The sequence below is a fragment of the Sphingobacterium phlebotomi genome (assembly GCF_008180195.1).
GTDB classification, from domain to species: Bacteria; Bacteroidota; Bacteroidia; order Sphingobacteriales; family Sphingobacteriaceae; genus Sphingobacterium; species Sphingobacterium phlebotomi.
This window is the reverse complement of sequence record NZ_VTAV01000002.1, coordinates 64,160-77,634: the sequence shown is the minus strand read 5'-3', so window position 1 is coordinate 77,634 and position 13,475 is coordinate 64,160. Positions and strand designations below refer to the sequence as shown.

Genomic DNA, 13,475 nt, shown 5'->3' with positions numbered 1-13,475 from the left:
TGGTCTGGTAATTAATTACAGGGATTTTCTTCATTCGCCATGCGAACAAACTGATCAAAATAGCTGTAGGATTTTTGGCTTCTCCCGTTTAATAGCTCTACCGAACGGTTCATGAACAAACCGTTTAACACCCAAGGATCTGTATTTACCGTAAAATCTGTGTTTAAAGGGTACGATTGTCGCAACGCATAGAACGTCAGAAATACGTTTCCGTCAGACTTAAAAAGATTGTACGCGGCACACAAATAATTCCTCCGGTTAAATAAATAAGGGGTGTTTTCCCAGAAAGCATACCATTCTTCGGCAGGTCGTGGATTTTTTAATGCATAGTCGATGTATTGAAAATTCTTCGTCACACCTGTTGGTGGTGGAAAAATTTTATCCGTAGTACTTTCATTTGCTTTTGCCAAAAACGCCGCAGAGATATCACCATTGTTATTATTTCGCCAATGGCGCATGAGGGAAAACTCGGTCACCAAGATTTTTTGATCTTCCCGTATTTTTCCCTTAACGAAATTAAGGGCAGTCGTGATCTCCTCTGTTGCAGAATGGTGGATGTGAATGTCTACACCCTGTAGGTAGTCCGTAGATTTGATAAAAGCCAGCATAGCATTATGGCCCGCGTCATTTTGATTGGCCGTGCCAAACAACTCAACCATAGCGCCCAGAAAGATCGGCTTTTGTATATTATTCAACTTGAAATAATTATTGGTTCGCTCACAAGCGGCTTTATAAAAAGTATTCAACGGTTCATTCCAATCTGCTCTTTCTGCTTCAATAAATGGCTCATTTCCAACAATCAGCACATCGGTATAAGGCATTACTTTAGCCAAAAGAGGTTGTATAAAGTTCAGATAATTGGTCCAATCGGCGCTATTCACTGCCGGGAATCCATGTTTTTTGAAATTGAACTTTAGACTTAATACGGTTTTATACCCTTTTGATTTCAATTCATTAAAGGCTACAATTTTAGGGTCTGTATCCAATGTTCCAGCTTTATAGATATCCAGCACCTCAATAAAACACCTTACCCATTCTGTCTCGGTATCCGCTAAATCCTGATAATCGGTGACATCTACCTGTTCATTTAAATTTATACCCATTTTATAGGTGTAGTCTATTTCTACGGGTTGATCCAGTTCGGGATCTTTCACGGTCATTGTGGCATGCTCTTCTTTACAAGAAATAGCCAAGAAAGCAATACATAAAAGCTTCCATCTGAAATTTAATGTTATCATTTTTTAAAGTTTATAATTTGGGATTTTTATTATTGTGCAGCAGGCTTTGGAAACACCTGATACTGGTTTGCTAATTGATGCCACTTTTCTTTCATTTGACTTACCCGGGCGGGGAATTTCTTAGCCAGATTATTTGTCTCTGTGCGGTCTACAGCCAAGTTGTATAATTCCCAATCAGCCTTCCCCCCTAGCCTCACAATTTTCCAGTTACCCTGTCGAAGAGCTGCAGCACCATTATGTTCCCAAAAAAGTTCATCATGAAGCTGTTTTGTTATCTTTCTGTTTAAAACGGGCATTAAACTCTTTCCGGGTGAAGGCGTAATTGTATTACCCTCGAAAGTATGGGGATAGGATGCACCAGAAACCTCGATACAGGTTGCCATCAGATCGATAATATGGGCTGGAACTCGGTTAAATTTATTTGTGCTGTTGATTCCTTGTGGCCAATAGGCAATAAATGGTGTATTTATTCCGCCCTCGTACTCCTTCGCTTTCCAATACCGGAAAGGTGTATTGATAGCATTTGCCCATTGTTGGCCAATACCCATATGTGTTGTTTGCGGCCCAGGCAATACATCTTTATTTACAGAGAAGCTCACTTTTTCTCCATTTCTGGTTGTCCCTGACCGATCGTATCCGGGACCAAATTCTTCCGGCCGTTCAGGGCTGGCTCCGTTGTCTGAAAGAAACATAATGAAGGTATTTTCCAGCTCACCAGATTTTTTTAATTGGTCGATAAGCTTTCCGATGTTTTGATCCAAGCAGTCCACCATGGCAGCATGTACAGCCATGGCTCGGGCATCCCAAATGGAGTCTGGATTGTTTTCCCAGGTTTTTCCATCATGCATAAAATCAGATAACGGTACCTGTTTGGGGTTGATCATTCCCAGTTTAATCATTTTTTGATACCGCTGCATTCTAATATGCTCCCACCCTTTTTTATAGGTGTCTTCATACTTTTGAATATCTTTTTCCAATGCCTGGAGTGGCCAATGCGGAGCGGTGAAGGCTACATATATGAAAAAAGGATCTTCATTTTTTGTGAAATAATCGATATAGGCTACGGCGGAATCGCCGAGGGCATTCGTATAATAAAAGTCCGCTGGAACATTTTTTACCTGGGTAGTGCCGTTGACTAAGGCAAAAGGGTCAAAAAAATCAACTACACCCCATATATTTCCGTAATATTTCTGAAAACCTCTGTGCGTGGGGTAAGACAAGGTATCCGCAAAGGCTTTATCTTGAATTTGATGATCTAACCATTGTAATTGTTGTTCGTTGTCTGGAAAAGGTTTCGTTTCCGATACATGCCATTTTCCCACCATGCCGGTTTGATATCCTGCATCCTTTAAAACTTGTGCGATAGTGACCGTATTGGATGTGAGTTGTCCTCGATATCCAGGAGCCTTTTGATCTGTTGTCATGTTCCCTATTCCGGCAGTGTGCGGGTATAGACCGGTAAGCAAAGAAGCCCTTGTTGGGCAACATCTGCTCGCATTGTAGAAGCTTGTGGACCGAACACCTCGGCTAGCCAGCCAGTCTAGGTTGGGAGTGTTAATTTCCCCACCGTAACAACCTAAATCAGAATAGCCTAAATCGTCCGCTAAGATGACAATAATATTAGGCCTTTTTGGTGAAGCCTTAGGTTGAGCAAAAGTAGATCCTATTATGGAGCATACGAAAAGCAGTATACTTGATACCTTAAGAGTTATTGTTTTCATGTGTGATTTATAATAGTTTACAGAAGCAATGTTAGCACAAAAATATTTTTGCGAATAGCACACAGGTTAAAATATTGAGGATTGTTGTTTATAAATATGCTGTTCACATATACGATATGTAGGATTACGGATTTTAATTTAGAAATTAGCCTAAACTAATTGATAAAACGATGAAGTACGCTAGCCTTATTGTTTTTTTGCTGCTTTGTATTGCTACCCATGTATTTGGTCAGGATATCCATTTTAGAAAAATTACCGCTAATCACGGATTGTCTCATAATACCGTCTATGCCATTACGCAGGATGAAAATGGGTTTATTTGGTTTGGTACCCGGGAAGGTCTTAACCGGTATGATAGTTATCAAATAAAGAATTATTACATAGAAAGCTCGAAGATTGGTGGGTCGGCCAATAGGATAAGTTCATTATACAGCTATAAATCTTTCCTATATGTGGGAACAGATGATGGTCTTTATATCTATGACTCGCATACAGATCAACTCCAAAAAAGTGAGCTTATTCCATCTCCATTAAATATATTATTTGTGTTCGGGGAAAAGGAAGATATATATGTTGGTACAGCACGGGGACTATATAAACTCCGAAATAATAAATCCGAACTTTTAAGTGGTCATCATATGGCGAAAGCGATGTGTGCTATCGCTGAAAACCGATTTTTATTGGCTATTGGTAACTCCTTAACAATTATCGATAGAAACGGTACTGTTCAAAAAACGTTTACACGCACTTCTTTAGCAGAGTTGGCACAGGATAGCTATATTTTCAATATCTATAAAGATAAAAATGAACATATTTGGTTGGCCACCAATCGGGGATTATTTACCTATGACATTAAAAATCAAGAATTTTCCAAATTAAAGTTTTCCTATTCGGAAACACCGGAGAACAATACAGTGCGATCCGTATCGGGAAATAAAAAAGATATGCTTTATATAGGTACAGAAGAGGGATTATATATTTACAATCTAAAAACCGGGCATGCAGAAAATTATCAGCAATCCTTCCATAACGATCCTAAAAAGCTAAGTGATAACGCGATTTATTCGACCTATTTCGCAAAAGATGGTTCCGTTTGGCTAGGAACCTATTTTGGTGGGGTAAATTATATGCCATCAAATACCTATGGATTTAGAAGTATTCGGGCTAACGACAGAGAACAGGGACTCACCGGAAAAGCCGTAAGTCAAATGATGGAAGACAGTGAACGGAAAATATGGATTGGTACGGAAGATGGTGGAATAACAATTTATGACCCTGCAGATGAAACGTATCAAACCATAAATAAACAGAGCTCTCCTTTTTATTTAACGACCAACAATGTACACGCTATTCATGACGATGGATATGGGAATATTTGGGTGGGAACATTTCTGGGAGGCTTACACCAGTTTGATATACAGAAAAATACCACCACTGTATATCTAAAAAAACAAGGAGATCCCAATTCCTTATCCAATGACCAAGTGTATGCTATTTATCGTGATAGTCGCGGAAAATTGTGGATAGCCACACAAAACGGGCTGAATCTGTTTGATTACCAAACAAAGAAGTTTAGCTTATTTAAGCCCGAGATCATGCAGAACATATTCATTTATGATATCATCGAAGATAAAAATAACGACTTATGGTTTTGTACGAGGCAAAGTGGCATTTATAGGTATCGTCCTTCCACTGATGATCTCATTCGTTATACAACGACATCTAATGAGCCGGCAATACGGAGCAACCAAATTATCAGTGTTTACCAAGACCGTAAACAACAGTTATGGTTCGGCACGCTAGATGGAGGTGTATGTCTTTATAATCCGGAACAAAATGAATTTAGAAGTTATACAATTGAAGACGGTTTGCCGAACAACAACGTATATGGAATATTGGAGGACAAGGAGGGTATTATTTGGCTTACGACAAATCGTGGAATTTCCAGGCTAGATCCCAAGACCAACAAATTCACAAATTACGATAGTAAACATGGGTTGCCATCCAATCAGTTTAATTTTAAATCCTATTTAAAAAGTAGCGCCGACATATTGTATTTCGGAAGTATAAATGGCTTATGCTTTTTTGATCCGTCGACCGTCGAGAATAATCATGCATCACTACCACTCATGTTTACCGACTTTCAGTTGTTTAATAAAAGTATCGTTCCGCAGGAATCCGCCATCCTAAAAAATCAGATAAACGATACCAAAAGAATAAAACTGGCCTACAATCAGAATGTATTTACGATAAGTTACGCAGCCATAAATTATGCTAATCCGGGTAGCACTGACTATGCGTATTACCTAGAAGGGTTTGAAGATAAATGGAACCATGTAGGAAACAAAAATAGTGTTACCTATACGAATTTGTCGCCGGGAAACTATGTATTTCACATTAAAGCTTTAAACGCCGCTGGTCGTGCCCGTAGCGCAGAAAGGACGATGGAAATTTATGTAGCCCCTCCATTCTATCGGAGCCATTTCGCCTATTTTGTATACTTCTTATTGGTTGTGGCTGTAATATGGATGTATACGAAGTTTGTTAAATTTCTTGACCATAAAAAATTAGAGATCCAACTGGAACGCGTTGAAAAGGAAAAAATGAAGGAGCTGACCCAGCATCGACTTAACTTTTTCACCTTTATTTCGCATGAATTTAAAACACCGCTAACCCTCATCCTGGCGTCCATTGATAAATTTCTGGAGAATACAAGTTCAGATTTTAAAAAAAGTACCGAATTATCTACGGTCAAAAACAATGCTTCTATCCTATTTAAACTTATCCAGCAGTTGATGGAGTTTAGAAAAATAGAATCCGACCATGCGTCTATTAATCTTTCAAAATCAGATGTGGTTGATTTTATTAGAAAAGCCACCCATCATTTCGAAACGATAGCTGTTAAAAAGAACATTGATTTAACTTTCGTTTCCACTAAACCATTGTTGGAATGCTACTTTGATCAAGATAAAATGGAGAAGATATTGTTCAATATTCTTTCTAATGCGATGAAAAATACATTAACAGGAAGTATTGACGTCGCCCTTGATTTTGGTGAGCGAAACGATGTTCAGCAATTAGTTACCATACGTGTAAATGATACCGGAAGAGGTATGTCAACAACAGAACTTAAAAATATTTTTAACCCTTTTTATAAATCGGGGGCTAATAAAACAGATGCGGAAAGCAGCGGTATTGGGCTTGCCCTTGTTGACAGCCTTGTAAAGTATCTTAACGGAGAAATTCATGTTAAAAGTGTACAAGATATGGGAACCTCCGTAAAAATAACGATGCCTGTTCTCATACGCCTGGATCATGTTCCAAAAACCGAACAGATCTCCGAGCTCCCCGAAAAGACTGTGCTTATTAAACAAGAAAGGCTATTGGATGGGGCATCAATAAGCAAGGATGCAAAAACGAAATATACATTACTTATCGTAGAGGATAACAGAGAGTTAATGACATTTTTATCGAAGCATTTTTCTCGTCATTACGAAGTAGTAAACGCCTCAAACGGATTGCTCGCGATAAAGAAAATTAATAAAATACCTCCTGATATTATTATAAGTGACGTGAAAATGCCTAAAATGGATGGGATTGAACTTTGCAATTGGTTGAAAAGCGACGAAAGATTCAACTATATTCCCATAATTCTGCTTTCAGATAGCAGTATAGAAAATATTAAAATTGATGGATTGGATGTGGGTGCTGATGCGTATGTAAGTAAACCATTTAATCTGAAAGAACTGGAATTGTTGGTCAATAACATGGTTAAATCAAGGGTTAAGCTGCGGGAACATGTTATTAGTTTAGGCGCTTTTAAAGACGACACACTCCCGAGTAACAACAAAGATCAGGCGTTTTTGTCAAGACTAAGTGAGATCCTCGAAAAGGAATTTGCTAATCCAACGCTAACTATTGAAGATATTGCAAATGAATTGAATACAAGCAGAACATCCCTACATTTAAACCTTAAACGGGTTTTGGATAAAAATGCAACCGAGCTTTTAAATGAGTACCGTCTTAAAAAAGCTATTATTATGCTCGAAAATGATATGCCCATTAGCGAGGTTGCTTATCATTGTGGGTATAGCGACCCCAATTATTTTGGCAGGGTATTTAAAAAGTATTATGGGCAGACGCCATTGCGCTACAAAAGAAAGGAGTAAGATCTAAACAATATTTGTTAAATTGGGTTTTATCCCATAAGAGAGAAATAACCCATAAATCATGACACACAAAATAGCTTCGCTTAAACAACTTCAAGAAAATGGCAAGAATATCCATAGGCTTCCATTTTCTATTCGGATACTGCTAGAAAACGTTTTACGAAACCATGACGGCTTCGCTATTACGGATGATCACCTTGACACGCTTATTAACTGGAATGCCTCGGGTACAGACAAAGATATTCCTTTTAAGCCGGCAAGGGTGTTGATGCAAGATTTTACGGGCGTACCAGCAGTCGTTGATATCACCTCCATCCGGGCGGAATTTGTCAGAAAAGGTGGGGATGGAGCTAAAATCAATCCGGCTATCCCAGTCGATCTTGTCATCGACCATTCTGTGCAGGTAGACTATTTTGGAACGGATTATTCCTATCAGGAAAATGTGAAGTTGGAATATGAGCGAAATGCGGAACGATACCAGTTACTGAAATGGGCGCAACAAGGGTTGGCAAACTTAACCGTTGTTCCGCCGGGAATGGGAATCTGTCACCAAGTCAATCTAGAGTATCTGGCAAAAGGTGTCGTGGAACGAGATGGCTGTGCTTTTCCCGATACGTTGGTTGGAACCGATTCGCACACGCCCATGGTGAATGGAATTGGTGTTCTCGGTTGGGGTGTTGGAGGAATTGAAGCAGAGGCTGCGATGTTAGGTCAGCCGGTATATTTTACATGTCCACAAGTTATTGGTCTTAAGCTTACAGGAGAGATTCCTCCGGGGTGTACCGCTACCGACATGGTTCTTTCGATAACTAAAATATTAAGAGATACAGGAGTAGTCGGCAAATTTGTTGAGGTTTTTGGCGATGGTCTCAATAAGCTGACCGTTACCGATCGGGCAACGATCTCAAACATGTCGCCGGAATTTGGTTGTACGGTCACGTATTTTCCGATAGATGATCAGACACTCGACTACATGGAGCGTACAAACCGATCGCCGGAGCAGATTAATTTAGTACGGGAATACTGTCAGGAAAATATGCTCTGGCGTACGGGAGACGAGGAGATCGAGTACTCCAAGGTTGTAGAACTGGACTTAAACACATTGGAACCTACGGTTGCGGGACCTAAACGTCCGCAGGATAAGATTCTTGTTAAGGAGCTTAACTCGAGATTTAGCACAATTCTGAACAAAGACTTCCAACGAAATTATGTGCCGTTTGATGATCGGAGAGAACATGCATGGTTGAATGAGGGAGGATCAGGCACACAGTTTGTTAAGGAGGCAACCGAAGAACATAAGGAAACTTTAGCGATAGAAACCGCCGATTTACGGAGCGTGAAAGTCAAATTAAAAAATGGCGAATATCGGTTAAGTGATGGTAGCATCGTTATTGCGGCAATAACCAGTTGTACAAATACATCAAACCCCAGTGTGATGATAGGGGCGGGTCTAGTTGCAAAGAAAGCCGTGGAAAAGGGGCTTCGGACAAGATCATGGGTGAAAACAAGTTTAGCGCCCGGATCGAAGGTGGTCACAAGATATCTTGATAGATCTGGCTTATCCACTGATTTAGAGGCATTGCGATTCCATACCGTGGGTTATGGTTGCACGTCGTGCATCGGTAATAGTGGTCCCTTACCCACGCACATTGCGGAAGCCGTCGATAGTAGTGAAATGGTGGTAGCATCTGTTCTGTCTGGAAACAGGAACTTTGAAGCGCGGGTACACCCCCAAGTGAAGATGAATTTCTTAATGTCTCCGATGTTGGTTGTCGCCTATGCCCTTATCGGCCGTGTCGATGTGAATCTTATGGAAGAACCTTTATCCTACGATCCAAATGGGAACCCTGTTTATCTAAAGGATATTTGGCCAACACAGGATGAAATAAACGATACGATTGCAACGGCGATGCGTAAAGGAGACTTCAAAGAAGTATATGACGTCATTTTTGACGGAGAGGAGGAGTGGAAAAAGCTCGAGGCACCCGAAGGAAGCGAGTTTATGTGGGACAACGACTCTACTTATATTCGGGAAGTTCCCTTTTTTAAGAACATATCAGTAGAGCCTTCGCCATTGACGGAGATAGAAAACGCAAGGATTCTTCTTTATCTGGGGGATTCTGTAACGACAGATCATATTTCTCCGGCGGGTTCTTTTAATGAAGACAGTGCGGCGGGAAGATACCTGCTAAGTCAAGGTGTAGATCGCAAGGATTTCAACTCATATGGGTCGCGTCGAGGGAACCACGAAGTTATGATGCGAGGAACTTTTGCCAATGTACGCATCAAAAACAAAATTACAAATAGAGAAGGGGGATACTCGGTGTACTTTCCCAAAAAGGAGACCTTGACGGTATTTGATACCGCAATGAAGTACAAGGCGGACAATACACCGTTGATTGTGCTGGCAGGCAAGGACTATGGAAGCGGATCATCAAGAGACTGGGCGGCAAAAGGATCGAGCCTGCTGGGGATTCGAGCAGTGATTGCGGAGAGCTTTGAAAGAATCCATAGAAGCAATTTAGTCGGTATGGGTGTCCTCCCTATAGAATTTCCTGCGGGAGAAAGTGCAGAGTCGCTGGATTTGACAGGGGAAGAAGAAATTACAATCACCGGTATTGCGAGCGATTTGAAGCCGTTTAAAACGGTAAAAGTACGTGCCATAAAAGCATCTGGTGATACGATTGAATTCGATGCTACCGCGCGGCTCGACTCAGCTATTGATGTGGAATACTTTAAACACGGAGGTATCCTTCAATATGTTTTAAGAAGTTATTTAAACCGGTAGGACGAGCGCTTATCGGTTTTACCATTCCAAGCAATGCAACCGGTTGTGTTACGTTTGACTGTCCTGTGCTGTCCTGCAATCGTTGCCGGCAACGATTGCGTTGTTTTTTACTATATTTCTTTAGGTATTAACCTATCCAATATGCTATTATTGTATTAGATAACACAATTCATAAACCATATACACCTCTAGGAGGAGGTATGTTGTTTAACCAATAGGAATCTGTTAAAAACACAACATTAAAAAAGTAATTATAGTCGTAGGATGGACTGTCGTTCTTATCGCTATTTATTGTATGCAACCAATTTAATCATTTATTAAAACTATCATGAGGATACTAAAAGCTTTATTGTTTGTGCTCTTCATTATTCAGAGTGCTTTTGCGCAAGAGCGAACAATTACAGGTACGGTGCTAGCACCGGACAGGGCTCCGCTGTCGGGAACCACCGTAAAAGTTAAAGGTACTGCCAGACAGACCAGCACGCAAAACGACGGAAGATACAGCATTACCGTTTCGCCGAGAGACGTCTTGGTGTTTACATCTGTAGGCTATGTAGAACAAGAGAGGGTGGTCTCGTCAGAAGACAAAACAATCAATATTGTTTTGGAGGAGGGGTCTTCCGATTTAGAAGAAGTTGTTGTCATCGGGTATGGTACCGTAGCACGAAGAGATTTAACGGGGTCGGTATCCTCTGTTGGCGCTAAGCAGCTTAAGGACATTCCGTTAAGTTCTGCTGCAGAAGCACTTACTGGGCGCCTTGCAGGTGTGTCCGTCGTCACAACCGAAGGAGCGCCAGGTGCTGACGTGATGATTAGAGTACGTGGAGGCGGATCTATTACGCAAGACAATTCGCCCTTGTATATTGTGGATGGTATTCAAGTGGAGAATGCGTTGTCTATACTTTCGCCCCAAGAAATCCAATCTATCGATGTGTTGAAAGATGCATCAGCTACTGCTATTTATGGAGCAAGGGGTGCCAATGGTGTTATTATCATTACCACAAAAGGGGGAATGAACATGAAAACCCAGGTAACCTATAACGGTTTTGGAGGCGTACGGAAAATTACCAATCAGTTGGATGTGATGGAACCGTATGACTATGTGATGTATCAGTATCAAGCATATAATCTGAATACCGATGAGCAAACAAGAAATACATTCCGTGACAGATACGGAAGATGGGAAGATCTGGAGCTTTACCGCGATATGCCGTTCGTCAATTGGCAAGATGCTATTTTTGGCAGAAATGCCAGAAGCCAAACCCATATATTGGGTATGGTCGGCGGTACGGAAAGAACATCGGTAAATTTTAATTTGACGCATACCGATGAGGAGGGCATTATGATCCGTTCGGGGTTCCAGCGGACATTGGCTTCATTAAAGTTAGATCATAAAATTAATGATCGTTTTAAAGCCGGTTTTAGTGCTCGCTATAGCAGACAACGCGTAGATGGTGTAGGAACGTCTAATACGGGGTCGCAGAGTAATAACCGTTTGCGAAATTCTGTGCGCTATATGCCATTTGTAGCACCGGGCATGGAAAGTATGGTGGATGAGTTTGACCCGGATTTTACAAACCAGACAAACTTAGTGAACCCCATGGTACTCGCGATGGATGAGACCCGAAATAACTACAGAAACGATATCATTTTTAATGGAAATGCTAGTTACGAGCTCATCAAGGGACTGTCGTTGCGAACGGTCTTCGGTATTAATGCAACCGACCGGAAAGACAATCGCTTTCAAGGAATATCGACAGGGATTGCACGCCAGAACAATAATCAACCAGTCGTCAACCTCACGAACGGTGAAACCTTATCGATGACCAATACCAATACGTTGTCCTATCGAAAGAAAATAAATGATCATGCATTTGATGGGGTAATTGGACATGAGATTTATCAAACGAATATTAAGAACCAGTCGATGGAAGTGAAATGGCTTCCGGTGGATATTACGGATGAGGAAGCATTTGCCGGTATCCAAAAAGCAACACCACCAGACGGTATGTTGCAAACACCACCTTCGACCAACTGGTCGGAAAGTCGTTTGTGGTCATATTTTGGACGGGCAAATTATAGCTATAAAGACCGTTATATGGTCACAGCGTCCGTTAGACGAGATGGTTCCTCTCTTTTTGCTAAAGAGAATAGATGGGGTACCTTCCCATCCATGGCATTAGCATGGCGTGTTTCGGAAGAAGATTTTATGGAAAGCACCCGTGACTGGTTGCCAGAGTTGAAAATGCGTTTTAGTTACGGTGCTGTCGGTAACAACCGTATCGGAATCGATCTGTACAAAACTATGTACGGTGTGCACAGCAACTACTCCTATGCTTATGGCGAAGCGATAACACCGGGTTTTGCACCGCTTTCACTCGCTAACTCCGCCTTAAAATGGGAGACGACTGTATCTAGGAATTTAGGATTGGACTTCGGGATTTTGAATAATAGAATCAGTGGTTCGGTAGATTTCTATATGAACAATACCAAAGATCTCCTACTGGATGCTCGTGTACCGGCCACCAGTGGATATGCAACGCAGTTGAAGAACATAGGCGAAACGCAAAATAAAGGGATTGAAATCCAACTGACAGGTACGGTTGTGCAAAACCGTAACTTCATGTATCAAGCCCAGTTCAATATGTCGTTCAATCGGAACAAGATTGTAAGCTTAGGCTTGAATTCGGATGGGCAGCCACTTAATTCATACCTGGAACGGGCAGGTTGGGTAAGCAGTCAGTTTGAAGACTTTATTGTCGGTGTAGGTGGTCCTGTCGGACAATTTTATGGATACGTTACGGATGGTTTCTATACAATTGATGACTTCGATTACAACGCCTCGACAAGAGCGTATACATTAAAAGAAGGTGTTCCTAATTCGAGTGCCATAGCTTTGGGAAATAGAAACCCACAGCCGGGAGATTTGAAATTGAAAAAATTAAGTGACGACGGAGATGCCATGATCAATGCCAATGACCGTACGATCTTAGGAAATGCGCAACCTAAATTCATTGGCGGTATGAACCATCAGTTTGTTTATAAGAACTTCGATCTCAGCGTGTTTATGAACTGGTCGGTTGGGAATAAGGTGTACAATGCGAATAAATTGGAGTTTACCACACAGTATCTGTACAGGGATAATAATATGTTGACCAGTATGAACGACCGTTTCAAATGGTATGATGGCAGCGGTGTAAGAGTAACTGATCCGGAAACATTAAGGGCAATGAATGCCGATGCCACGATGTGGACTCCTCCAGGGGGAGCGTATTTCTTACACTCCTATGCGATTGAAGATGGCTCGTTTCTACGGATAAGTAATGTGACCTTAGGTTACTCCTTGCCGGAGAACCTGATTCGTCGTTCCCGTGTTTTCTCGAACTTACGTGTCTATGCGACAGTAAACAACCTGTTGACGATTACAAACTATACAGGATATGATCCGGAAGCCAATACACGGCGGAATAATCCGTTAACACCTGCAGTGGATTATGCTGCATATCCGAGAAGCCGCTACATTTTGGCGGGTATAAATGTCACATTTTAATCCTTAAGA

General features: G+C 41.2%; 5 protein-coding genes. 3 read left to right on the top strand and 2 right to left on the bottom strand.

Translation table 11 applies throughout. The annotated features are described in order from the left end of the window. Positions 1 to 11 precede the first annotated feature (11 nt). Together FXV77_RS04395 and FXV77_RS04390 are read right to left on the bottom strand one after the other, a co-directional pair. Positions 12 to 1,238, bottom strand: coding sequence for a hypothetical protein (locus FXV77_RS04395; RefSeq protein WP_148918001.1), 1,227 nt, complete (start codon positions 1,236 to 1,238; stop codon positions 12 to 14). Between the two features lie 29 nt (positions 1,239 to 1,267). Then, complete coding sequence (locus tag FXV77_RS04390) at positions 1,268 to 2,959, bottom strand: arylsulfatase (protein WP_148918000.1); 1,692 nt, start codon at positions 2,957 to 2,959, stop codon at positions 1,268 to 1,270. A gap of 170 nt (positions 2,960 to 3,129) precedes the next feature. Here FXV77_RS04390 and FXV77_RS04385 point away from each other — a divergent pair, with 170 nt between their 5' ends. From FXV77_RS04385 to FXV77_RS04375, 3 genes are all read left to right on the top strand, one after another. Continuing rightward, positions 3,130 to 7,128, top strand: a complete 3,999-nt coding sequence (locus FXV77_RS04385; protein WP_148917999.1) for a hybrid sensor histidine kinase/response regulator transcription factor — start codon at positions 3,130 to 3,132, stop codon at positions 7,126 to 7,128. 61 nt (positions 7,129 to 7,189) lie between these two features. Continuing rightward, the gene (gene acnA, locus FXV77_RS04380; protein ID WP_187444005.1) at positions 7,190 to 9,916 is read left to right on the top strand and encodes an aconitate hydratase AcnA; all 2,727 of its coding nucleotides are present in this window, start codon (positions 7,190 to 7,192) and stop codon (positions 9,914 to 9,916) included. Positions 9,917 to 10,244: 328 nt separating this feature from the next. After that, entirely contained in the window at positions 10,245 to 13,466 is a 3,222-nt protein-coding gene (locus FXV77_RS04375; protein WP_148917997.1) for a SusC/RagA family TonB-linked outer membrane protein, read from the top strand. Positions 13,467 to 13,475 lie beyond the last annotated feature (9 nt).